General features: G+C 33.7%; 17 protein-coding genes. 9 read left to right on the forward strand and 8 right to left on the reverse strand.

Annotated elements, in window-relative coordinates:
* Positions 1-428 precede the first annotated feature (428 nt).
* The 8 genes from MODO_RS16180 (at position 429) to secDF (ending at position 13406) form a co-directional block, all read left to right on the forward strand.
* Positions 429-773 (forward strand): CidA/LrgA family protein, encoded by a 345-nt coding sequence (locus MODO_RS16180; RefSeq protein WP_006259284.1) that lies wholly within the window; start codon positions 429-431, stop codon positions 771-773.
* Positions 770-1468 (forward strand): LrgB family protein, encoded by a 699-nt coding sequence (locus MODO_RS16185; protein ID WP_006259283.1) that lies wholly within the window; start codon positions 770-772, stop codon positions 1466-1468. The genes MODO_RS16180 and MODO_RS16185 overlap by 4 nt, the downstream gene beginning before the upstream one ends.
* Positions 1469-1738: 270 nt before the next feature.
* Positions 1739-4762: a tetratricopeptide repeat protein gene (locus MODO_RS16190; protein WP_006259282.1), complete on the forward strand. Its 3024-nt coding sequence runs from the start codon at positions 1739-1741 to the stop codon at positions 4760-4762.
* A 22-nt stretch (positions 4763-4784) separates the two neighbouring features.
* Positions 4785-6548, forward strand: a complete 1764-nt coding sequence (locus MODO_RS16195; protein WP_006259281.1) for a TonB-dependent receptor — start codon at positions 4785-4787, stop codon at positions 6546-6548.
* A 169-nt stretch (positions 6549-6717) separates the two neighbouring features.
* Complete coding sequence (locus MODO_RS16200; protein ID WP_006259280.1) at positions 6718-7170, forward strand: hypothetical protein; 453 nt, start codon at positions 6718-6720, stop codon at positions 7168-7170.
* 155 nt (positions 7171-7325) lie between these two features.
* Positions 7326-9266 (forward strand): DNA topoisomerase (ATP-hydrolyzing) subunit B, encoded by a 1941-nt coding sequence (gene gyrB / locus MODO_RS16205; protein WP_006259279.1) that lies wholly within the window; start codon positions 7326-7328, stop codon positions 9264-9266.
* 76 nt (positions 9267-9342) lie between these two features.
* Positions 9343-10272 (forward strand): malate dehydrogenase, encoded by a 930-nt coding sequence (locus MODO_RS16210; protein WP_006259278.1) that lies wholly within the window; start codon positions 9343-9345, stop codon positions 10270-10272.
* 143 nt (positions 10273-10415) lie between these two features.
* Positions 10416-13406, forward strand: coding sequence for a protein translocase subunit SecDF (gene secDF / locus MODO_RS16215; protein ID WP_006259277.1), 2991 nt, complete (start codon positions 10416-10418; stop codon positions 13404-13406).
* Positions 13407-13516: 110 nt separating this feature from the next.
* On the opposite strand, the gene MODO_RS16220 is transcribed toward secDF, so the two are convergent.
* Positions 13517-15649 (reverse strand): class I SAM-dependent methyltransferase, encoded by a 2133-nt coding sequence (locus MODO_RS16220; protein WP_006259276.1) that lies wholly within the window; start codon positions 15647-15649, stop codon positions 13517-13519.
* 370 nt (positions 15650-16019) lie between these two features.
* Between MODO_RS16220 and MODO_RS16225 the strand changes: the two genes are divergently transcribed.
* A complete protein-coding gene (locus tag MODO_RS16225; RefSeq protein ID WP_006259275.1) occupies positions 16020-16208 on the forward strand; it encodes a DUF4177 domain-containing protein in 189 nt (62 codons plus the stop codon).
* 41 nt (positions 16209-16249) lie between these two features.
* On the opposite strand, the gene lgt is transcribed toward MODO_RS16225, so the two are convergent.
* The 7 genes from lgt to MODO_RS16260 all read right to left on the reverse strand — a co-directional run.
* Entirely contained in the window at positions 16250-17182 is a 933-nt protein-coding gene (gene lgt / locus MODO_RS16230) for a prolipoprotein diacylglyceryl transferase (RefSeq protein ID WP_006259274.1), read from the reverse strand.
* 161 nt (positions 17183-17343) lie between these two features.
* Complete coding sequence (gene yidD, locus MODO_RS16235; protein WP_006259273.1) at positions 17344-17568, reverse strand: membrane protein insertion efficiency factor YidD; 225 nt, start codon at positions 17566-17568, stop codon at positions 17344-17346.
* 199 nt (positions 17569-17767) lie between these two features.
* Positions 17768-19246, reverse strand: coding sequence for a cysteine--tRNA ligase (cysS, locus tag MODO_RS16240; RefSeq protein ID WP_006259272.1), 1479 nt, complete (start codon positions 19244-19246; stop codon positions 17768-17770).
* Between the two features lie 17 nt (positions 19247-19263).
* Positions 19264-19935, reverse strand: a complete 672-nt coding sequence (folE, locus tag MODO_RS16245) for a GTP cyclohydrolase I FolE (protein ID WP_006259271.1) — start codon at positions 19933-19935, stop codon at positions 19264-19266.
* 251 nt (positions 19936-20186) lie between these two features.
* Positions 20187-20723, reverse strand: coding sequence for an SMI1/KNR4 family protein (locus MODO_RS16250; RefSeq protein WP_006259270.1), 537 nt, complete (start codon positions 20721-20723; stop codon positions 20187-20189).
* A gap of 150 nt (positions 20724-20873) precedes the next feature.
* The gene (locus MODO_RS16255; RefSeq protein ID WP_006259269.1) at positions 20874-21890 is read right to left on the reverse strand and encodes a DUF6266 family protein; all 1017 of its coding nucleotides are present in this window, start codon (positions 21888-21890) and stop codon (positions 20874-20876) included.
* 918 nt (positions 21891-22808) lie between these two features.
* Positions 22809-25199: T9SS type A sorting domain-containing protein (locus tag MODO_RS16260; RefSeq protein ID WP_155601579.1), on the reverse strand; the 2391-nt coding region annotated here is incomplete at its 5' end.

Below are 25199 nucleotides of genomic sequence, written 5' to 3' on the forward strand. Positions count from 1 at the left end.
TAAAAATACTAAGATAAACAATAATAAAGTATAGTTGAGCTGAAAATATCTATATCGGATGTCGTTTTTAAGAAAAAAATAGATTGAGGTCTTATTGTGGAGTGTAAATAATGTAAAATAAACTGATGTAGTAAGTAGTTAAATCAAAAGGAGAGATCTGCTGTAGATCTCTCCTTTTGTTCTAACTAACCAATTTAATCTATATTTTGTTTACATATTTTTCTTTTTGATTACATGACAAAATTGCTCTAATTTTTTGAATATAAGATTAAGTAAAAGTTACCAAAAAGCTAAGTGATTGGTTCTTGTTTATTGTTGAAGTGATGTCTTTTGGCGAGATTTGTAGTTGTTAAATAATTTATTTTTATCTGTTTTGTTTCTTTTATAGAGATTGTATTTAGTAATTTTGTGATAAATATTTAAACAAAATGAATTTAATTAAGCAGGTAGCAATCGTGATAGGTTGTCTAGCCTTTGGAGAGTTAGTGGTGTATCTCACAGGATTAAAATTACCATCAAGTATCATCGGTTTAATCACATTATGGACAATGTTAAAACTGAGGTGGGTAAAAGTAGAATCAATAGGTGGTATTACTAACTTCTTAATTAAAAACATGGGGATATTCTTTGTTCCACCTTGTGTGGCTATGTTGAACTATTTCGGAATTCTTAGTCAGTCGATTGTATCTATTGTTGTGGCTACACTGGTAAGTACAGTGATAGTGATTTTTGTAACTGGATTTACTCATCAATTATTAAGAAAAAAGAAATGAATTTTTTAGCCAATCCAACATTTTTATTATTCCTAACTTTAGCTTTATATGCTTTAGGAATAGCTTTGAGTGAAAAGAAAAAATGGATTATATTTAATCCTATTATCTTGTCTATGGTTGTCTTGATGGGGTATTTATATCTTTTAAAGATTCCTTATCAAAATTATGAAGAGGCAGGTAAGTATATTGATTTCTTTTTAAAGCCATCTATTGTAGCCTTAGCAGTTCCTTTATATGTACAGTGGGAAAAAATTAAAAAACAGTTGTTTCCTATTTTAATTAGTCAATTAATAGGATGTGTTGTGGGGGTAGTGTCAGTAGTGATACTAGCTAAGATGACAGGCGCAGATCAAGAGATTATTTTATCACTAGCTCCTAAGTCAGTTAGTACACCTATAGCCTTAGAGATATCTAAGTCAGTTAATGGTATTCCGTCTGTAACTGCCGCTGCTGTTATGATAGCGGGGATATTTGGTAGTATGGTGGGATTTAAGGTGCTTAACCTTACTCGAATAAGTAATCCAATGTCACAAGGTATTGCTATGGGGACTTCTTCTCATGCAATGGGTACGATGAAGGCAATGGAGGTGAGTAATAAGTATGGAGCCTTCGCTAGTGTGGGGATGATTTTTAATGGAATTTTTACTGCTGTATTAGCTCCTATTATCTTAGGATTGTTATCTTCCTATTTGTAATAAAGACTTTTTATATGATCCCAATTCTTTTGAATTGGGATTTTTTGTATTAAGGAGTGTTTCTTTATTATGTTTTTTGCTATTTTCTTGTGAAATGCGATTTATTAAATCTCAAAAAGATATAATTTATCATGTTTTTTTATTACTATGGAAGAGGTGTAATTTCAATTTAAATATATTTTTGATAACAATTAGGGCAATATATTGCTGAAAAATAAGTTTAAAAGAGTATAAAATGATATATTTGACGTTATATAAATCTGAATGGAAATGCACAAAAATAATAGGTTAACTTTATTAACTCTTGCACTGGGGAGTATAACTGCAAGTGCTCAACAATCAGCTGCTTATGTAGAGAGATTAGCTGATTATAATCATGCTGTAGCATTGTATAATGAAGAACAATATTTAGCTGCGCAATTATTATTCACGAAAGTAAAACAAGCTCATGTAGGCGAAAATACGGAGGTAGAGGCTGATTGTGCTTATTATATCGCGTATTGTGCTATTAAGTTAAATCAAGAAGGAGCTGAAGATAAGATAGATGAATTTGTGAAGAAGTACCCTACTAGTTCTAAGCAAAATCAGGCTTATGTAGAGGTTACAGATTATTATTTCAGCAAAGGAGATTTTCCTAAAGCCCTGCAATATGCTGTAAAAGTGAAAGAAAACGCAATTACTAATGAGAAGAAGTTAGATCGTTTTAACTTTCAGAAGGGATATAGTTACTTCTATACAAAGAATAAAAAAGAAGCAGAACGCTATTTAAAGAAAGTAAATACTCGTGGAGAATGGGGGGAGCAAGCAACATATTATCTAGGATATATTGCTTATGACTCAGATAATTTTGACGATGCAAAAAAATTGTTTGACAAAGTAGAAACTAAGTCTTCTTACCAAGAGAAGATGGGGTACTATCAAGCAGACATGAGCTTTAAGACAGGAAACTTTCAAACGGCTATAGAACAAGGAACTTCTCAAATGACAAAAGCGACTCCTGAAGAGAAATCAGAGTTGTCTAAAATAGTTGGGGAGAGTTATTTTAACTTAAAGCAATATGATAAAGCACTACCTCATTTATTAGCTTATCAAGGTAAAGGAGGGAAGTGGAGTAATACTGACTTCTATCAATTAGGGTACACTTATTATAAATCAAAAGATTATCCTAAGGCTATTGAGCAGTTTAATAAAATTATCAGTGGAGATAATGGTATTGCACAGAATGCTTATTACCACTTAGGGGAAAGTTATCTTCAAACACATAAAAAGACGCAGGCATTAAATGCATTTAAGAATGCTTCTGAAATGCGTTTTGACGCAGGTATTCAAGAGGATGCTTTCTTAAACTATGCGAAACTTAGTTATGATATTGGGAATGCTTATGAGAGTACACCTGCTGTATTAAATGCTTATATTAGTAAATATCCTAATTCGTCTTATCGCGGAGAGATAGAAGGTCTTTTAATCGACTCATATGTTTCTTCTAAAAACTATAAAGAGGCTTTAGTTCTATTAGAGAAGAATCGTTCTGTAGGAAATAAAGAGGTGTATCAACAAGTGACATTCTTGCGTGGTCAAGAATTGTTCAATGAAGGGAATTATAAGGAAGCATTAAGTCTTTTTGATAAATCTTTAGCAGAGAAGCAAAATTTAAAGTATACTGCAAAGGCTCAATATTGGAAGGGTGAGACATTGTTTTATTTAAATGACTTCAATGAGTCTATCACTCAGTTCAAAGCATTTGATCAAAATACAGCGTCTAAGGGATTGTCTGAACGTAATAATTTGTATTATAATTTAGCGTATTCATACTTCAAATTGAAAGACTATGCTACAGCAGCGGATTATTTTAAAAAATACACAGATGAAAATCCTAAAGATGAGGCGCGTCGTCTAGATGCCTATCTAAGACAAGGAGATTGTAATTTTGTTACTGGGAAGTATTGGCCTGCGATGGAGGCTTATAATAAAGTTATAGAGGCAAATAAAGCTGATGTAGAATATGCACGTTTTCAAAAGGCAATTAGCTATGGATTCGTAGATCGTAATCCTCGTAAAATAGAAGACTTAGCGAAGTTTGTGAAAGATTACCCAACTTCTAATTTGGCTGATGATGCTCAATATGAGATAGGGGTGACTTATGACGTTATGAATCAAAGTCAAAAGGCGTTAAGTGCTTTTGATAAGATGTTGAAAGATTATCCTACATCAAGTTATAAAGCAAGAGCTATCTTGAGACAAGGTTTGATTAACTATAACGACAATAAACCTGATCAAGCGTTAGCTAAATTTAAACAAGTGGTAAAAGAGTCTCCGGAATCTTCTGAGGCTATCGAAGCGGTTCAAAATGCACGACTAATCTATGTGGATAATGGAAAGGTAGATGAATATGCTGCATGGGTTAAAGGTCTTTCTTTTATTCAAGTAACCGATGCTGAACTAGATAAAGATACTTATGAGTCGGCTGAAAAACAGTATATTCAAAATAATACACAATCGGCTATAGATGGATATGAGAAATACCTAAAAAGTTTCCCAACGGGACAAAAGGCGTTACAAGCTCATTTCTATTTAGGGCAAATGTATTTTGCAGAGAATAATCTAGATAAGGCTACTGCTCATTATGAAGTTGTAATTTCTAAGGATAAGAATGAGTTCTCAGAGATTTCTCTTGCTCGTTTGGCTGAGATTTATTTGAAAAATAAAAATACTGCTAAGGCTATAACTACTTTAAAACGTTTAGATGCAGAGGCAGCACAAGAACAGAATGTAGTGTTCGCTAAGTCTAATCTAATGAAGTTGAGCTATGAGCAAAATAGCTATAGTGAAGCTCTTCAATATGCTGAAGCTGTATTAAAAATGGCTAAAACAGATAATAAAGTAAAAGGTGATGCACAAATAGTTATTGCTAGAACGGCTATGGCTACTAATGATGAAGCTAAAGCAAAGAAAGGTTATCAAGAGGTATTGAAGATAGCAAAAGGAGAGTTAGCTGCAGAGGCGATGTATTATGATGCTTACTTTAAGAATAAAGAGGCTAAGTATGAAGCGTCTAATGAGAGTGTACAGAAATTAGCAAAAGACTATTCAGGTTATAAGTATTATGGTGCTAAAGGATTAGTATTAATGGCAAAGAACTTCTATCAATTAAAAGATAGTTATCAAGCTACTTATATTTTAGAAAGCGTTACTAAAAACTTTACTGACTACCCAGATGTGGTGAAAGAAGCTAAAGAGGAACTTCAAAAAATAACAGCGCAAGAGGCTAAACGAAACTCTTCGATTGCTCAATAATTTTAATATAGAAGATATTATAATGAACAATAAGAATATATATACGATATTATCTGTTTTAACTCTAGGGGGAATAGCAGGTTATGCTCAAGATAAAAATACGGAAGCAAGTAAATTAGGTACAGAGGTTGTTAATGTAGTAAGGGCTTATGATGCAACAATTTCGGATGCTTTTAAAGTTCGTACTACAGCTAATAATGACGATGAAACTACAGGTAACAAGAAAGATGTAATTTATACTATTAGTTCTTTTCCTGTAGCATCTACTTTTGTACCTGAGAAAGGAAAAGCAGCAGAAGTAGAAAGAACAAGTAGGTTAAAAAGCTTTAATAATTATGCTCTTTTTTCTGCAGGTAATTATACTAATCTGAATGGAGAGGTGTTCTTAAGTCAACACTTAAATAAGAATAGTTTTTTAGCAGGATATGCTAGTCACTTTTCTTCTCAAGGAGGGATTAAGAATTTACTTCTAGATGATAGTTTCTCTAATACAAAAGGAGGTTTGGTTTATGGTGGACAATTAAAGAATTTTGGTTGGACAGTAGAAGCAGGTGCTAGATACCAATTGAGTAATTATTATGGATTACCAACGAAACAAATCGACTTCAATCAAGGTGATATTTCTGGAATAGACGAATCTCAACACTATAAAAATGTTTTTGTAAATGGAGCTTTAGAGTTTAGAAATAGCCCTTTTACAGGATTGGATTTTAGATATGATTATTTTTGGGATGATTTTGGAACGGTAGAAAATCGTTTTAAGATTAGACCAAATGTAAAAACAGCTTTGGACTTTGGAGAATTGAATGTAGGGGTTGTTGTTGATTATGTAGGAACATCATATAAAAACTCATTTGTAGGGGAAACAACGAAGTATAATCATTTAAACCTTGGAGCTCAACCTAGTCTTACATTTAGAGATGACAACTATTCTGTACAAGTAGGAGTTGGTGTTTTCTTTAATAATGGAGAATTAGCTGGTAAATCAGAGAATAACTTTTATATCTATCCACAAGTTAAAGCATCTTATGATTTAGTTCCTGGATTATTAGTGACTTATGCAGGAATAGAGGGAGGATTGCAACAAAACTCTTTTCAACAGTTTTCAGAAGAAAACCCTTTCATTTCCCCAGATATTCTAATTACGCCTACTGATAAGAAGTATGATATTTATCTTGGATTAAAAGGAAAATTAGATAATAATATCTCTTATAACATCAAGGGGTCTTACAAAAGAGAGAAAGACAAAGCGATGTTTTTGCACAATGAATATACTTTGAATAGAAGTAGAATACCATATATGTTTGGAAACTCATTTGGAGTGCAATATGGAGATGTTAAAACATTGAATTTATTTGGTGAATTGCGTTTTGACTTCGAAGAGAATGTTTCTATAGGAGTTCATGGAGAGTATAATAACTATAATACAAATTCTTTAGAAGCTTGGAATTTACCAAAAGTAAAAGCAGGAGCTGATTTTAAATTTGATTTTACAGAACAATGGTTTGCAGGTGTAGATGTGTTTTATGTAGGTAAGCGTAAAGATGTTTTTGTAATTGATTCTACTGGGCTTATAGGAGACTATAATACTTGGGAAGATCCATCAGTTGTAGAATTGAAAGATTATGTTGATTTAAATATGAAAGTAGGGTATAGGCCAACTAAAAATTGGACTCTATTCTTAAAAGCCAATAACTTATTTAATCAGAAATATAATCAATGGGATAACTTTAAGGTGCAAGGTGTACAGATTATGGGAGGAGCAATGTATAAATTCGATTTTTGAGATTTTGTAATCAGAAAAAAAGCTAAAAACTGATAATTTATGACTAAAATTCGCTAAAAGGTGCACAATACTGTTTTTTTTCATTGATTAATAACTTACTTTTGTCGTTACAAACAACAAAACATGTATTTTCTTTCGATTTCGCAAAGAAAGAAATTTTAAAGACGTAATGATGACATTAAAAAAGAAGTTAAAAACAATTTGTTTAGAACGGTTAAATGACAAGGTGGAAGCGTTGCAAGGAATTGTAGAAGATTTGACAATCGACGCGCAGAACGACGCCAAAAGTTCTGCAGGAGACAAACACGAGACAGGCTTGTCAATGATGCATTTAGAACAAGAAAACTTGAGTAAGAAGATTTTAGAAAATATAGCTATGCGAGATATAGTTGCTAAAATAGATGATGAAAAAGTGAGTTCTGTAGTAGAATTTGGAAGTTTAGTACAAGTAAATTCAGTGTATTTATTTTTCTCAGCAGCTTTGCCAAAAATTGTTTTAGACGACCGTTCTGTATTAGCCGTTTCTATGGATGCTCCAATCGCCAAGGAGTTATTAGGAAGAAAAGTACATGAGAGATTTACATTTAACAATTGTGAATTTACAATTCATGAATTAATGTAAAAGTCCTTTATAAAAACAAAAAAACGCAGGTGTGAAAACATCTGCGTTTTTTTGTTTTTATTTGTGAGATATATGTATTTTAGGCTTGTTTAGAGTTGATAAAGTCTTTGATAATTGTTATATTTGTACGTTAGATATTTTAGATTATTATTATTATGAGCCAAGAAACAAATAAGAATAATTATTCAGCGGATAGCATTCAAGCTCTTGAGGGAATGGAACACGTAAGGATGCGTCCTTCGATGTATATTGGTGATGTAGGAGTAAGAGGATTACACCATTTAGTATATGAAGTGGTTGATAACTCAATTGATGAGGCTTTAGCTGGTTATTGTGATACAATAAGCGTTACTATAAACGAGGATAACTCTATTACTGTAGAAGATAATGGACGTGGTATCCCAGTGGACATCCACAAAAAAGAAGGAGTGTCTGCATTAGAAGTAGTAATGACAAAGATTGGTGCTGGAGGGAAGTTTGACAAGGATTCTTATAAGGTATCTGGAGGTCTTCACGGAGTAGGGGTATCGTGTGTGAACGCACTATCTGATTTGTTAAGAGCAACTGTTTATCGTGAAGGTAAAATTTACGAACAAGAATATTCGCGTGGTAAAGCTTTATTTCCAGTAAAAGTTATTGGTGAAACAGATAAACGAGGAACATCGGTTACATTTAAACCTGACCATACTATCTTTACACAGACTCTAGAGTTTTCTTATGATACTTTAGCTGGGCGTTTAAGAGAGTTATCTTTCTTGAATAAAGGATTAAAGATAACACTTACTGATAAAAGAGTAATTGAAGAAAATGGTGAGCCTAAACATGAAGTATTTTTTTCTAAAGAAGGATTAAAAGAGTTTATTAAATTCTTAGATGGTAGTCGTGTGCCGATTATTGAAGATGTAATCTCTATGGAACTTGACAAAGGAGAAATCCCTGTTGAAGTTGCATTAGTTTATAATGATACTTATGCAGAGAATATTTATTCTTATGTGAATAATATTAATACGCATGAGGGAGGAACACACCTACAAGGATTCCGTATGGGGCTTACTAGAACATTGAAGAAATATGCAGATGCTTCAGGAATGTTAGATAAGCTTAAGTTCGAAATTACAGGTGATGACTTTAGAGAGGGGTTGACTGCAATTGTCTCTGTGAAGGTAATGGAGCCTCAATTCGAAGGACAAACAAAGACAAAACTAGGAAATAGAGAGGTTGTATCCCCTGTGAGTCAGGCTGTAGCAGAAATGCTAGAGAACTACTTAGAGGAACATCCAAATGATGCTAAGATTATTGTTCAAAAGGTTATTTTAGCTGCTCAGGCTAGACATGCTGCTAAGAAAGCACGTGAGATGGTTCAACGTAAGACTGTTATGGTCGGTGGTGGACTACCTGGAAAGTTGTCTGATTGTTCTGAACAAGATGCTTCTAAATGTGAAGTATTCCTAGTGGAGGGAGACTCTGCGGGAGGAACTGCAAAACAAGGACGTGATCGTAACTTCCAAGCAATTCTACCATTAAGAGGTAAGATTCTTAACGTAGAAAAAGCAATGGGGCACAAAGTATTCGAAAACGAAGAGATTAAGAATATCTTTACTGCTTTAGGTGTTACGATGGGAACAGAAGAGGATAGTAAAGCATTAAACCTTGAGAAATTACGTTATCATAAAGTAGTAATCATGTGTGATGCCGATGTGGACGGTAGCCACATCGCAACGTTGATTTTAACTTTCTTCTTCCGTTATATGAGAGGGTTAATAGAGAATGGATATGTTTATATTGCTACACCTCCATTATATATGGTTAAAAAAGGGCAACGTAAAGAATATGCATGGACAGATGAAGAACGTCTTGAGTTAATGGAGAAAATGGGAAGTGGATCAAGTGTTCAGCGTTATAAAGGTCTTGGAGAGATGAATGCTGAGCAATTATGGGATACTACAATGAATCCAGAACATAGAATTCTTAGACAAGTAACAATAGATAGTTTACAAGAAGCAGATAGAGTATTCTCTATGTTGATGGGAGACGAAGTTCCACCACGTAGAGATTTTATTGAGAAAAATGCTACTTATGCTAAAATTGATGCTTAGTATTTAAATATGTAAAATTATAAAGGTCAAGCATATTATATGCCTTGACCTTTTTTTAATAAAAAGATATAAAGTTATGAAAGTTACAATTATTGGAGCAGGAAATGTTGGGGCTACATGTGCTGACGTTATTGCTAATAGAAGAATCGCTAGTGAAGTAGTTTTAGTGGATATTGCAGAAGGATATGCAGAAGGTAAAGCAATGGATATCATGCAATGTGCAGCTAACTCTAAATTTGATACTATTGTTAAGGGAAGTACTAATGACTATAGTTTAACAGCTAATAGTGAGGTAGTAGTAGTTACTTCAGGAATTCCAAGAAAACCAGGGATGACTCGTGAGGAATTAATAGGTACTAATGCATCTGTAGTAAAATCGGTGATGGAAAGTGCTTTAAAATACTCTCCTAATGCTGTTTTTGTGATAGTGACTAACCCTCTTGATACAATGACTCTAGCAGCTTTAAAAATATCAGGATTAGATCGTAAGAAAGTAATAGGTATGGGAGGGGCTTTAGACTCTTCACGTTTTAAATATTTCTTATCTCAAAAACTAAACAAACCTGTTGGAGATATTGAAGGAATGGTTATTGGAGGACATGGGGATACTACAATGATTCCATTAATCAGATTAGCTACTTATAAAGGTATTCCTGTAAGTGAGATGTTGACAGCAGCAGAACAAGAAGAGGTGTGTAAATCAACAATGGTTGGTGGAGCTACTCTAACGAAGTTATTAGGAACTTCTGCATGGTATGCACCTGGAGCAGCTGTAGCTAACGTTGTGGATAGTATCTTAAATGATTTTAAGAAGTTAATCCCTTGTTCTGTATATTTACAAGGTGAATACGGGCAAGAAGGATTGTGTATAGGAGTTCCTTGTGTTATAGGAAAAGGAGGAATAGAAGAGATAGTAGAATTAAAATTAAATGAGCAAGAATCTCAGAAATTTGTAGATAGTGCAAATGCTGTTAGGGATACAAATAAGGAATTAACAATTGAATAGTAAAAGATTGTTTAATTGTTAAAATATATGTAATAGAAAAAAGCTCTTTTTGCTGATATTCTTAGTCAAAGAATTGCTTAATCATTGTCTATATCATATATTTGCTCGTTTTAAAAAAAGTAAATAATTAATTTTTAGTAATAATGCAAAACAAAGGACTCGTTAAATTTTTTGCAATTATCTTTGCATTGGTAAGTATTTACCAACTGTCATTTACCTTTGTTACCAACCATTATGAGGATAAAGCGAAAGCTTTTGCTGGTGGAGATTCGACAAAAGAATTACAATACCTTGATTCAATTGGTAACCAAACGGTATTTTTAGGACAAACATTCAATGAAGTGAGAGCTAAGCAAATCAATAAAGGATTAGACTTAGAAGGAGGTATTAATGTTACGTTGCAAATATCAATCAAAGACATTTTAAAAGGTTTAGCTAATAATTCAAAGAACGCTACGTTCAATAAAGCGTTAGCAGAAGCTGAATCACAAAGACAAGGTAATCAAAGTTACTTAGATGCTTTTTACACTGCTTTTGATAAAGAATCAAAAGGGAATGTAAAATTAGCAGCTGCAGATATTTTTGCAAACAGAAACTTAAGTGAGATTACTGTTGGAATGTCTGATAGCCAAGTAAAGTCTATCTTAGATAAAAAAGTAAAAGAATCTATAGAGAGTGCTTACCGTGTATTCAGAGAGCGTATCGACAAGTTCGGTGTTTCTCAGCCAAATATTCAAATGTTAGGGGATACAGGGCGTATCTTAGTTGAGCTTCCTGGAGCAAAAGACGTAGATCGTATTAAAAATTTATTACAAAGTACTGCTCAGTTAGAGTTTTGGGAAACTTATAAAGTAGATGAAATAGGAAACTATATCATGGCTGCTAATGAGTACTTAAAAACAACTGAAAAGCAAGCTAATCAAAAAGAGACTGCTACTGATAATACAACAACTAACTCAGATGTTGAAGCATTATTAGGTACTGTAGCAAAAGACTCTATGGGGAATGCAGCTAATAAAGAATTCAACCCTTTATTAGACTTATTCGCAATGGGTGGACAACAAGGAAGCCCAATCTTAGGTTATTTCCAAACGAAAGATACAGTTAAAGTAAATGCTTATTTAAACAGAGCTGACGTACGTAACTTATTACCAGCAGATCAAAAGTATGCTCGTTTTGCATGGGGTAAACCAAGTAAAAAAGCTCCTGATTTAGTTGAGTTATATGCTTTAAAAACAAATAGAGAAGGTATTCCTCCTTTAAGTGGAAGCGTTATTACTGGTGCTCAAGATGAGTATGATCAATTTAGCCGTCCTGTAGTAGGGATGACAATGAGTCCTAAGGGAGCTAAAGTATGGGAAGAGTTAACAGGAAAAGCTTATACAGAGCATTCTAATATTGCTATTGTATTAGATAATATCGTTTATTCAGCTCCAGGTGTTACTAGTGGACCTATCTCTGGTGGTAGATCATCTATCTCAGGTGACTTTACTGTTGCTGATGCGAAAGACTTAGCGAATATCTTACGTGCTGGTAAATTACCAGCAGGTGCAGATATCGTTCAATCTGAAATCGTAGGACCATCTTTAGGACAACAAGCTATCGATGCTGGTATGTTATCTGCTGTGGCTGGTTTAATTATTGTTGCTGCTTGGATGGCATTCTACTACGGTAGAGCTGGATGGTATGCAAATATTGCTTTATTAGCGAACTTATTATTCTTATTTGGTATCCTTGCTAGTTTAGGTGCTGTATTGACATTACCAGGTATTGCAGGTATCGTATTAACGATGGGTACTGCAGTGGATGCGAATATTATTATTTCTGAACGAGCAAAAGAATGTTTGCGTAAGGGAATGAGTCTTGCAGATACGATTAAAGAATCTTATAGCTGGCATGGTGCTATGCGTCCGATTGTTGATGCAAACGTTACACATATCTTAACAGGGGTTATCTTATTCGCTTTTGGATCAGGACCTATTAAAGGATTTGCTACGACATTGTTAATCGGTATTGCTACTTCATTATTTACTTCAATCTTTATCGCTCGTATCTTTATGGATAGAGACGTTAAAGCTGGTAGAACTTTAGCATTCAGTACAAGTATTACTAAAAATTGGTTTACAAACTTCAACTTTGATTTCTTAAAAATGAAGAAAGCTACTTATGGTTTATCATTAATCATTGTAGTGGTTTCTTTTGCTTCATTTGCAATCAACGGATTTGACCAAGGAACTGACTTTGTAGGAGGTAGAACTTTCCAAGTTAAGTTTGATAAAGAAGTTACAGCTAACGAAGTAAGTGGTAAGCTAGGAGAAGTATTTGGTGTAAATGTTGAAGCGAAAGTATTCGGAAATAAACAACAGTTAAAACTTACTACTAAATATAAAGTAGAAGAAGAAGGTGCTGCAGTAGACCAAGAAGTAAACGAGAAGTTATACGAAGGGTTAAAAGGGTACTATTCATCTCCTATGACTTATGAAGAGTTCGTTAATGCTACAGAAGGAAAAACATTAGGAGTTATCCAAGCTTCTAAAGTTGGACCAAGTATGGCAAAAGACGTTAAACAGAATGCATATTGGGCTGTATTAGGGTCTATGGCTGCTATCTTTATTTACTTAGTTATTTCTTTTAGAAAATGGCAGTATTCATTAGGAGCTATTGTTTCTGTTGCGCACGACGTTATCTTTGTATTAGGTATTTACTCATTAACATATAAGTTTATGCCTTGGCATATGGAGATTGATCAGCACTTCATCGCTGCAATCTTAACTGTTATTGGTTATTCTATGAATGATACCGTAATTGTATTTGACCGTGTACGTGAGTACATCGCAGGTAAAACAAAAGGTGATTTCAATAAGATCGTTAATGATTCAGTAAATACTACATTATCTAGAACTATTAATACTTCGCTTACTTTAATCCTAGTATTATTAATCATGTTCGTATTCGGAGGTGATTCAATCAGAGGATTTATCTTTGCGATGTTAATCGGTATTATTGTAGGTACTTATTCTTCATTATTCTTAGCTACTCCAGTATTAGTGGATACTATGCCAAGAAAAGATAAAGAAGAAATCGAAAGAAGACATAAAGAAGCTCAAGAGGAAATGTTAGTTGAGAAAAACTAATTCTATCTTAGAACTTGTATTTATAAAAAAAGCCACTCCGCAAGGAGTGGCTTTTTTATTTTAGGACTAGTCAATGAGTAGTGTTAGTTAGGCTAGTAATCTAATCGTTATTATTGTTGACTATGATGTAAGCGACATAATGCTATTAAAAGATGAGCATCAACTATCTTGTCTAGGTTATTCATCAGGTCATTTATTTCTACCCAATGTAGTGTATCAGTAAGCTGGTCTAGATGGATAATATATGGATATACTTGTTCGGGTGTAATGCCTATAGTAGGAAAGTACTTTTCTCCTAACTTTGAATATCCAATTACATTGCTATTGCCAAACTTCAGGGTATTCAGATATTGTTCTAGGTCATAGTAGTTTCTAACCTCTTTAGATAGCCGAAATGCTGGTGCCGTTATAATCGTACTATTGTTAGTGAATATTTGTGGTACAGGAAGGCTTCTAGTTTCTAGACCTACATAAAGGGTACCATTGTTTTTAAATACAGGAAGAGTCACTACAGTATTAGTACTATAATGAGTAGGGGATACATATTCTAGTATCGCAGCGTCTTTATCAATACCTGTTGCTTCAAAAGAAGCTCTGTGTGTCTTTAAGAAACCAGCTTGACTGTCATTATGGATGTATTCTTTTGTATTTAACTGTAATAGTTTTTCTAAATCAGTTGCCTGAATCTTCTCTACATTTTGTATAGCTGTTTTTTGTCCTAACCATTTAGGTAATGGTATAGCTAACTTTAAAAATAGATTATAGATATTCAATTCTAATCTAGCTTCTACTAATGCACCTGTTTGGGCAGTATTAAGGAGTTGTACAGCATCGTATTCATGTAAATAACCAGAATCTTTAAAACCTGAATACCCTTCGTTTAATGGAGTATTTAATGAAATAGGTGAGTGTAGTTCTATGAATATAGAAGTTACCTTTTCATTGATACCACCTGGAGAGGTGTAGTAATTTAGGGAAGTACAAGTAGTTTCATATTCCCCAAGTTTTATATTAAATCTGTTCTCTATTTCTGTTTTTATATTATCTGTTTCAGCTATTGCTAGCCCTTCGGGTATATAGCCACTATATTGTTTATTATCTAAGATAGAGCTATCTGTTTTGACATTAGCTAATGGACGAGGATATCCATGTTTTGCGATTACCTTTAAGCCACTATCACTATTTCTGTAAGGGATAATATCAATTACTTTATTTGGTCGTTTTACAATATCATATAACCTATTTGTGTTTATATTTTTAAAGGTAGATAAGCTTAAGAATGGTGTATTGTTTTTTGGTAAATGTCTAGTTAATTGTAACTGTTTTCCACCAGATACTTTTTCTCCTGCAATCAAATAATTTGTGGGAGGAAAGCCTATTTCTTCTCCTGCTAAGTTATAGATTGTAAACTGGTCTTCATAGCGATTATTAATGATCCATTGATTGTAGATAGGAGTAGATATAATGATTCGCAATCCTAATTCCTTAAAGATTGTTTCAAATTCTTGTTGTGTATAATATCCATACTCTTCTTGTAACTCAATGTCCCAATTCGCATAATAATCTTTGCGACGAATAAACTCTACTACATCAGTATAAAATGCATGAAATCGCCTTGTATTAGGTTTTAGAGGCTCTATTTCTTCAATCGGAAAACCTTTTTCTGTTGCTAATGATCTAGCCGTTTGAGAAAATTGAATGAACAACTCTGCATCACTAGGATTGTCCTCTTTAGCTAAAGTAGATAGCTCTAGTATAACCTCTTGTTGTTCTACTTTGACAAAATCGCGGATGACAAGCACTCCTTTATCTTTCAATAACTCTACTTGTCTGCGAAGTGTATTATATGCTCTGTTATTGTCATAGTCGTTATATGAAGTAATATGGTGAATGGCAGAACAATTAAAGAATCCACTAATTGTATTCTTTTCAAAAGTCAATAGTTTTTCGCCATCATCTTCTTGGAATGAGAGATTCGGAAGGTTATACGTTTCTTCAGCGATTTGAACCATTTTAGGATTGATATCAATACCTATTATTTGAAGGTTAGGAAATAGTTGAGCTAATATAGCTGTACTCGTCCCTGAGGCCATTCCTACATCTACTAATACATTTCCCTCTTTGGCCTCAAAGAACACACTTGCAGAAGCCACCTTCTCGATAGCTATCGTGTCCATTGCTTCTAAATATTGCTGGTAGTCTTTTTTATTTCCTCTATCCTGAGTCGTATAGTTCTTATCCATTGAATGCCTTGTTTACATTCAGAAAAGTAGTGATTTTATCTGTGAAATTGTTCGTTAAAAAGAAAAGAATATCCAATAATATTGATGTTACTAACTAAAACATTTTTATCCTTAGTTAAAAATAGGGTACGTTAGAATCAGCCAAAACAATATAGAATTATTTCGAGGTGTAATGTTAAACCCACATTATGCATTAACCAAATACTACAAAGCAATTCTACTTCATAGTTCTTTCATTAGCTCTAAAACCATACTATAGTATGCTTTTATCACTAATTCAGACCTATTTTGTATAATTACTTTTCGTTTATACGTTTATTGCATAATCTGGGTTTAATTGATTATCTTAGAATGAACTAATTACAATATTATGAAACGAATTGAATATAAAACAATTGAAGTAGTGACTAGTGGATTCTTTGCAAAAATGGAAATGAAGGAGACCGATGATACACTAAATGATCTAGGGAGTCAAGGATGGGAGCTAGTGTCTACAGCTCCTTGTATTATGGGGAGTACAACACAAAGGATCTATTATACTTTCAAGAGAGAAATATAAAAAAAAGAGAGCTAATCTAGATTGATTAGCTCTCTGTATATTTATGATTCGTATACTCTATTCTTGGCAGTAACCCATAAGTAAATCCCTACGATGATAAATGGAATACTTAACCATTGTCCTGTTGATAAAATATTGCCTAGTTGATCTTCAAAACCTCCTTGACTTTCTTTCATATATTCTACTATAAATCTTACCATCCACAGTAGTACTAAGAACACTCCAAAGATATAACCTAACTTTTTGCGTGCATCTGTCTTCCAATACATATAGTAAACAATAATGAACACAAGTATATATCCAAATGCCTCATAAAGTTGAGTAGGGTGTTTAGCTACCACTAGGTTTAAAGCTTCTGCAAACTGTGGATTATGAGCTATCGCGTCATAAGCTTGGTTATAATCAGGAATTCCTGTAATCTCCATTGCTTCTCTAGGTGAGAATTTATCTCTTAAAAATCGAATACCTAAAGCATTTGTAGTTTCATGTCCTATAATTTCTGAGTTAAAGAAGTTTCCTAAACGAACAAAAACTCCCCCTATTGCTACAGGGATAATTACTCTATCTAGTATCCAAAGTACAGGTTTTTGAATAATCTTTTTACTGTAAAAATACATAACAGTGATAATAGCAATAGCTGCACCATGACTTGCTAATCCACTAAAACCAACGATTTCAAACTTAGGAGTGAAACGCACTGGTGATATAATCTCAAATAAGTGATCTTTATAATAATCCCAATCGTAAAAGAATACATGCCCTAGACGAGCTCCTATTAAAGTTGCTAATACAGTATAGATAAATAATTTGTCTAGTTTCTCAACACTTAGTCCTTCGCGATCATATATCTTTTTCATTAAGAACCATCCTAAACCAAATGCGATTACAAACATAAGACTGTAATATCTCAGTTTAATAAATCCTAAATCTAACCCTTCTGACGGGTTCCAAATCATATGTAATGAATGTATCATAGTTTTTTATACTGTTAGATGATAAATGTATGAAATAATCTTTATTCTCAAAAGAGTAATTGTGGTTTACACCCAAGAGTACTTCATTGTTTTTTGTTTTCTATTTCAGTTACTAGCTCCCTGTTTTGTGTTCCTCAGTTCCTAGTTTACTTAAATAATAATTAAGGCACTGGATCATATCCTTTACCTCCCCATGGTCCACAACTAGCGATTCGCTTTATAGCTAACCAACCACCTTTAAAAAGTCCATGTTTTTTTAGTGCTTCTAAGGTGTATTGTGAGCAAGTAGGACTGTATCGACAAGCAGGAGGGAAGAATGGTGAAATAGCCAGCTGATAAAAACGGACTAATATTACAAATGGGAATATTAATATTTTCTTTAGCATAGTAACAGAAATATGAAAGTGTACAAATGTACGATGAGTTTAATTATAGTGCTAAAAGTAAGAAATTCTAGGTTAGAAATGAGTAGAAGGAATTAGTTTTAGCAAGACTATTTTATAATCACAAAAAATAAACTTAACTATTGTAGGTGAGGTATGTATAAAAAAAGAGGCTATTCATAGAATAACCTCTTTTGTGTATTTATAGAGAGAAAGAAGTACCTTCTTTACCATCTTTTAGTTGAATACCGATTTTAGCTAGTTCATCTCGAATGTGGTCTGACATTGCGAAATCTTTGTTTGCTCTAGCCTCGTTGCGCATTCCGATAAGCATATTGACTAAACCTTCTAGTTTTTCGTTATTAGCACTTGCTGTTTCAGTGTTTTCTAAACCTAATACATCAAATACAAATGCGCTCATACTATTAATTAAAGTATCTAAATCTGTAGCCGAAATAGTCTCTTTATTATCCTTAATTAGGTTAATGAATTTAACTGCTTCAAATAAGTTTGCAATTAAAATCGGACTGTTAAAGTCGTCATTCATTGCATCATAGCACGATTGTCTCCATTTTGTGATATCAACAGAAGAGTTGCTAGAAGTTTTCAAATCTTTTAGAGATTTGATAGCTTCCATTAATCTTTGATATCCTCTTTCAGACGCTAAGATAGCATCATCAGAGAAGTCTAAGATACTTCTATAGTGCGCTTGTAAGATAAAGAATCTTGCTACAGCAGGAGCAAACCCTTTGCTAAGGATATTGTTCTCGCCAGAGAATAATTCATCAGGAAGAATATTATTCCCTGTAGATTTAGCCATTTTCTTACCGTTTAGAGTAAGCATATTAGCATGCATCCAGTAGTTTACAGGTGAGTTACCTGTAGAAGCTTCATTCTGTGCAATCTCACATTCGTGGTGAGGGAATTTTAAATCCATTCCACCTCCGTGTATATCGAAGTGTTTACCTAAGTATTTTGTACTCATAGCAGTACACTCTAGATGCCATCCAGGGAATCCATCTCCCCATGGTGAAGGCCATCTCATGATATGCTGAGGCTCTGCATTTTTCCAAAGTGCAAAGTCTAGTGGATTGCGCTTGTCAGATTGTCCATCTAAATCTCTTGTATTAGATAACATATCTTCTATCTTACGGCCACTTAATATTCCATAGTTATGAGACTGATTGTATTTCTCTACATCGAAGTACACAGATCCATTCACCTCATAAGCAAAACCATTGTTGATGATCGCTTGTATGATTTCTATTTGCTCAATGATATGCCCAGTAGCCGTTGGTTCAATGCTAGGAGGTAGGTTATTGAACTGTTTTAGAATATTGTGAAAGTTCAAAGTATATTTTTGAACAATCTCCATTGGTTCTATCTGCTCAATACGCGCTCTTTTAGCGATTTTATCTTCTCCTTCATCTACATCGTCTACCATATGTCCTACGTCAGTAATATTACGAACGTAACGCACAGCATATCCTAAGTGTTTTAAATAACGATATACCAAGTCAAAAGATATAAAAGTACGACAGTTCCCAAGGTGTACATAGTTGTAGACTGTTGGTCCACATACATACATACCCACTTTACCCTCATGGATAGGTTTGAAAACTTCTTTCTCTCCAGTGATGGAGTTGTACATTTTTAATTGCTGTTCTTGATATAAAGGCATAATATAATTTGTAATGTTTAGAACTTAGTCTCTAATTGGATATAGTTTAAGAACTCCTTACGAACGTTCTCATCTTGGAATTTTCCTCCGAACTCAGCAGTTACAGTACTACTTTCGATATCGCGGATTCCTCTTGAGTTTACACATAAGTGTTTTGCATCGATGATACATGCCACATCTTCTGTGTTTAATACACGTTTTAATTCATTTACAATCTGAATAGTTAAACGCTCTTGTACCTGAGGTCTCTTTGCATAAAAATCAACGATACGGTTCATCTTAGAAAGACCTACTACAGTACCATTAGATATATATGCTACGTGAGCACGCCCAACGATAGGTAGTAAGTGATGTTCACAAGTAGAATAAACTACAATGTTCTTTTCTACCAACATCTCGTTGTATTTATATTTATTGTCAAATGTAGAAGCACTTGGCTTTTTAGCAGGATTTAATCCTCCAAACATCTCTTTTACAAACATTTTAGCTACACGGTTAGGTGTACCCTTAAGACTGTCATCTGTTAAGTCTAATCCTAAAGTGTTAAGAATGTTTTCTACATCTTTTTTTATCAATTCTATTTTTTCGTCATCTGTGCGGTCAAATGCATCACTTCTAAGTGGAGTTGCATCACTAGATGCGATGTGGTTGTCTCCCATTTCGTCGTGAAACTTTTCGTCTGTATTCATTCTATTTCTTTTTAATACATATTGTTATAACTCGCTACAAATATAAATAATAATTATAGATAAACTCTGACACTTATTTATAAATAATCTACCTCTAAGTGCTGGAATTAGTTAAAGTTTGTCACTTCTGATTTTTAAGGAGTAGGTGAGGAGAGAGAATGTAAAACCTCTAGTAATAAAGAGTTCTAAATTAGAACAAGAAATCGAATCAATACAAAATCTAATTTATAGCAATTCAATATGATGTAACTTTAAAAATCATCAGCAAACCACTCTTCTTCTAGATCATCATCTTCATCATGGATTGTATTTGTATTGAGTTGAAGTCTATCTATAAAGTTTTCAAAACTATTCGCTATCAGATATAAACTATTAGTAGGTAAATCATCATGAGCATAATAATAGATACTTCCATTGGACATATTGATTAAGATATAATCTCCTGGGTTTCCTTCAGCAAACACAAAATAATGTTTGTCAATCTGATCTAGTAATGACTTTCTTGTGTTTTGTAGAGATTCGTCATCAGCTCCCCAACCATAAATGAAAGATACAGGGATTGTATTATCGCTATAGCCTACAGGGATTCTATCAATACTTTTGACAACGATATCATTATTAAATAGACCATAACCATAACGAGTGGAGAATGTAAGATATGCTTTAGGTAACTGTAAATTATTATATTTAATATACTGCGCTATATCCAAATTATGATCATTCAGTTTTATAAAAGTGGATAGTATTTCTACCCCTCCCAGCTTGTTTAATTTATCCTCCCAGTTCATAAGTGACTTTATATATGTAAGAATGGTTTAAATAGCGAGTACTAATTTAAAAGCTATTCGCTATTAAGATAATGCGTAAGTGCCTTAAATTATTGTGATATACTCTACTAGATTTAAAGAATAATGTGCTGTGAATTAGCCTTTGCTATTTCACTCTCTCTGTTCCTTTTCAGCCTTTAGTGCTTCTAAGACATATCGCACTTCATAAATAACCCCTTCATGCTTATTATCTCTAGTAGAATACTCTCTTGACTTTATTTCTTTTATGATTTTCTTTCTGACTTGACGAATGAGTCCAGGCGGTAGTTCTTTTTTAGTTATGGACTCTTCTTCCATAAGTGGGATAGGAAGAGAGGATTCACTTACATTATCCGTTATAGGAACAAGTGTTCCCTCGTTTCCAGTCTCCATGTTATCTGTTTCTCTGTTCCCAGTTTCCTTATTCTCAGTTTCCCTGTTATCTGTTTCCCTGTTATCTGTTTCTCGGTTCCCTGTTCCCTCATATCCAGCCCCCTCAATATCCATTTCTAATGTTCCATGAAAGCAACTTGTACTATGTACACTACCATCTTCTGCTTTCCACATACTCCACAGATAGACTTTCCCCTCTTGCCATTCCTTAGGTAAAGAGAAGTGAGTATATCTATCTTTGCGTTGCCCGATATTAGAGATGGTCGTGAATTTATCTAATTCTTCGTGATACGCCATAATCGTTAGTACGTCTGTATCTAGCGTCAGGGGATTGATCAGATGATTATCCCATTGTACTTTTAGCTTACCTGTTTTGAGTGTGCTGATTTTCTTAATCACAGCAGGAGCTAGGGTTCCAATAGAGAGCAGCACCTTGTCTATTTGTACATATTGCTCTCCTTCATGTATTGCGATGCCTTGTTTCATCAGTCTAGAAATCATTTGTTCTTTTCCTGTCATCCATTTCTCTCCGTTGTAGACCGCAGGGCAATGCGCATTGACAAAATCCTTGAACTTACTAGCGAAGGTAGAGACGAGACTCATCTTATTCCATTGTTTTAGCTGAGCCTCTGTCGCTTTTTTACTTGATTTTAGCGGCTTAGCGCGGAGTATATTTCTCCCTCTCCACAGTACGCCCACTACGGTTCCTACTTTTCCTACTACAGCACCTAATATTCCTTCTTTGATTTCTGCCATGATTATCTCGTTTTTTGGTTATTACAAGATATAAAATACTGATATATGATTATTTAACTGTTCAAACAATCGATAAAAGAAGTTGTCCTAATGTACATCACACTTTATAAAAATGAGGACATGAAATGAAGAATATCAAAGCGAATGATTTCGCCTTCTATAGAGCTTATTTTTAATGCTGTATGATCATATTAAGTTTTCATAAAAGAAGAGTAGAAGAAGTATAAAAGGAGTATTATTGGGCAAAAGTTGCTTTAACCCCGTTATTGTCCTAGTATTCTCCAACTATTGTCCAAGGAAAGGCTCTTGTAGTGTATTTTTACTGACCTTGTCAAGTAGTTGGTATAATTAGGATTTCTAATAAATAACTGATATACAACTTATAATGTTTTTGTGCAATTAAAAAAAATTAGAAAAAAGGAACCTTTTAGCAGGATTGGTTTTCTTCAAGAGGAGACAAGTGAAGGAAAGAAGAGAAATTAGAGAGGGTATTCTTATTTTTTGACTGTAATCAGAACGAAAAGAAGAAAAAGTGTTTTTAAGTTTTGGGGTAATTCTGTGAGGGTAGTGTATGTAATTATCTCACTAGTATTTCTCTATAGGATGAGATTCTTCGCAGGCTCAGAATGGACATTAGGAGTGGATGTATAGGATGGTATTCTTCGTAGACTCAGAATGATTACAACTGGAAATATTAATTGTTAATCATATAACACGGAACTACTAATCCGTTATCTATGTCATACTTACGATAGGAAGGGTCTCACAGGTAACTCTACAATCATGTAGGATGGGATTCTTCGCAAGCTCAGAATGACAAAAGAGGTGTAGTAGGATTTACTGAGATTATTAAAAAAAGAAAGGTTGAACTCAGTGATGAGATTCAACCTTTCGGAAGTATAAACAGAAAGTAAAAAATTATTTGATGATGAAGTTGATAATTTTCTTTTCGTTATTGATTAGAATAACTGCGATGTATTTACCACTTTGTAAATGTGGTGGGAGGTGAACACTGTTCTCTCGGTTGGGAAGTTCTGCCTCTAATACCTTGTTTCCTAGTATAGAATATATTTCTAGTCTAGCAGGACTAAAAGTGGTTCTATCCATATCAAAAACAATATTGATTATTTTGTTCTGATCTACTGGATTTGGGAACAGTTTGACCTTGTTTGTATTATTGATCTCTATAATTTGTTTACAGGTATAGACTTTTTCTCCTTTATCCGTTGTCAGTATTAAGTGATGTTTGACTTGATTATTGTTATTGATATCACTGTACGCCCCTGCTACATAATAGTTATTTGTACTCACTAGCATATTATCTCTATACCAATTAAATGAGGTGAAGTTAAAACCTCCGTTTGTGGCTGAGTTCATATTAATGACAAAAGAATTATCAGGCTTCATTATCGCTACTTTTTCGAAAGGTACGGGTCTGATTAGTTCTATTGTGTATTCTCTAGTGAGTGTCTGTGATTCAGATTTAACTGTTACAGGAATTGTAAACGTACCTGCATAATGTAATAAGTATTCCTCTTTTATGTTGTTAGTGATAAAAGCTCCTGCACTTAATTCATTAAACTCTATTCGAGCATATTTTTCTCCACAAGGCAAGATGTATGTTATCTTATTGGTTGGGTTTTTAAACACTTGTTCATTAATAGATAATTCAACTATATCAGCTGCTTCATCATCACTTCTGATGACCAAAGTTGCTGTTATTACATAAGGCATTGGAGCATAATTACTACTTCCTTCAATGGTCGCTTTTACTTGATATTTCCCTATTTCTGTATGTGTATTGTTTTCATAAGTCACTTTTAGAGGATGGGGTAAGTTTCCTGTCAAGGTAAGTGTTTTAGGTTGACCGTCATATACAAAAGCTTGGTTAGGAAATGAAATGAATTTGTGTATATCAAGTGGCTTGATTGTAAGATTAGCTGTGCGTTTGCTAGTAATATAATTATCGCCTTCTAGTGTAACACTAGCTTTGTAAATGCCTGCGTCTGTGTGAATATTATTTTCGTAAGTGGCAGTCACTCCTTTAGGCAGTTTTCCTTTGATTAAGATCTTCTGAGGTTTACCTGTATAATCCACTATAAGTTTGCTAAATGTGATATTAGTTAGTTTAGCTTTCTCTATTGTTAATTTGGCTGTTTTAGTACCAATAAGGATTGATTTATAATAGAAAGAAGCTTTTATACTATATTCTCCTGCGTTGTCATAGTAGTTTCTGTCATATTCTACATTGACTTCATTAGGAATATTGTATGCTTCTAGTTTATGAGAGTTACCATTGTAAATAACAGATTTATCTTCAAATATAACGTTGTCCAGCATTGGTAGAGTTTCGCCTTCGTGGCTTATAGCTAATATTGCTGTCATTGTATAAGGCATAGGAGTGTAGTTACTACTTCCTTCTAATGTGGCTGTAACCGTATAGTGTCCAATGTCTGTATGCGTATTGTTTTGATAAGTAATACGTAGCCCTTGAGGTATATGCCCTTCTATATTTAAAGATTTTGGCTGTCCATCATACTTGAACGATTGATTCTTTAATCTCACTAATCTAGTCAGATCTGCTGGTCGAATGATCAATAGATTTGTACGAGTACTTGTGATATAGTTGTCTCCTTCTAATTTTACAGATGCTTTATATGTACCTGCGTTAGTAGCTTTGTTGTTTTTATAGGTAGCAGTTACTCCTAGAGGTAGTTCTCCTTCTAATAGTAGTTCGTGTTCTTTGCCATCGTAGGTTACTTCTTTTTTACTAAACTTTACTCCTGTGATACGCGCTTTCTCAATAGTAAGTGTAGCAGACTTAGTTCCTAGTAAGATATCCTTGAAATAGAATGACGCTACTACTTGATATGTACCCGTGTTGATGTACTTATTTAGGTTGTATTTTACAGTTACTAAGTCAGGAAGATTAGTTGCTTCAATCGAGATTACTTCTCCAGTGTACGTTTCTGTTTTGTGTTCAAAAATCACTTTGTCTAAAGAAGGTAATTCTTCTTGTACTTTAGTAATTGATAAAGTCGCAGATACTCTATATGGCATTGGTGTATAATTACTACTACCACTTAGTGTGGCTGTGACAGTATGGTTACCTACTTCTGTGTGTGTATTGTTAGTATAAGTAAGTGTTAGTTCTTGTGGAACTTCACCTGATATTATAAGTGACTTTGGCTTACCATCATATATAAAGGATTTACTTTTTAGTTCCACTAATTGAGTAATATCAGCAGGTAGTATGATGAGCTCATTTGATCTGGTACTTGTGATATAATTGTCTCCTTCTAATTTTAC

The sequence above is a fragment of the Myroides odoratimimus genome (assembly GCF_001485415.1).
GTDB classification, from domain to species: domain Bacteria; phylum Bacteroidota; class Bacteroidia; order Flavobacteriales; family Flavobacteriaceae; genus Flavobacterium; species Flavobacterium odoratimimum.

What these genes read in the sequence shown, in the direction of transcription:
- MODO_RS16180 (WP_006259284.1), top strand. Translation starts at nt 429, where the DNA reads ATGAATTTAATTAAGCAGGTAGCAATCGTGATAGGTTGTCTAGCCTTT.
- MODO_RS16185 (WP_006259283.1), top strand. Translation starts at nt 770, where the DNA reads ATGAATTTTTTAGCCAATCCAACATTTTTATTATTCCTAACTTTAGCT.
- MODO_RS16190 (WP_006259282.1), top strand. Translation starts at nt 1,739, where the DNA reads ATGCACAAAAATAATAGGTTAACTTTATTAACTCTTGCACTGGGGAGT.
- MODO_RS16195 (WP_006259281.1), top strand. Translation starts at nt 4,785, where the DNA reads ATGAACAATAAGAATATATATACGATATTATCTGTTTTAACTCTAGGG.
- MODO_RS16200 (WP_006259280.1), top strand. Translation starts at nt 6,718, where the DNA reads ATGATGACATTAAAAAAGAAGTTAAAAACAATTTGTTTAGAACGGTTA.
- gyrB (WP_006259279.1), top strand. Translation starts at nt 7,326, where the DNA reads ATGAGCCAAGAAACAAATAAGAATAATTATTCAGCGGATAGCATTCAA.
- MODO_RS16210 (WP_006259278.1), top strand. Translation starts at nt 9,343, where the DNA reads ATGAAAGTTACAATTATTGGAGCAGGAAATGTTGGGGCTACATGTGCT.
- secDF (WP_006259277.1), top strand. Translation starts at nt 10,416, where the DNA reads ATGCAAAACAAAGGACTCGTTAAATTTTTTGCAATTATCTTTGCATTG.
- MODO_RS16220 (WP_006259276.1), bottom strand. Translation starts at nt 15,649, where the DNA reads ATGGATAAGAACTATACGACTCAGGATAGAGGAAATAAAAAAGACTAC.
- MODO_RS16225 (WP_006259275.1), top strand. Translation starts at nt 16,020, where the DNA reads ATGAAACGAATTGAATATAAAACAATTGAAGTAGTGACTAGTGGATTC.
- lgt (WP_006259274.1), bottom strand. Translation starts at nt 17,182, where the DNA reads ATGATACATTCATTACATATGATTTGGAACCCGTCAGAAGGGTTAGAT.
- yidD (WP_006259273.1), bottom strand. Translation starts at nt 17,568, where the DNA reads ATGCTAAAGAAAATATTAATATTCCCATTTGTAATATTAGTCCGTTTT.
- cysS (WP_006259272.1), bottom strand. Translation starts at nt 19,246, where the DNA reads ATGCCTTTATATCAAGAACAGCAATTAAAAATGTACAACTCCATCACT.
- folE (WP_006259271.1), bottom strand. Translation starts at nt 19,935, where the DNA reads ATGAATACAGACGAAAAGTTTCACGACGAAATGGGAGACAACCACATC.
- MODO_RS16250 (WP_006259270.1), bottom strand. Translation starts at nt 20,723, where the DNA reads ATGAACTGGGAGGATAAATTAAACAAGCTGGGAGGGGTAGAAATACTA.
- MODO_RS16255 (WP_006259269.1), bottom strand. Translation starts at nt 21,890, where the DNA reads ATGGCAGAAATCAAAGAAGGAATATTAGGTGCTGTAGTAGGAAAAGTA.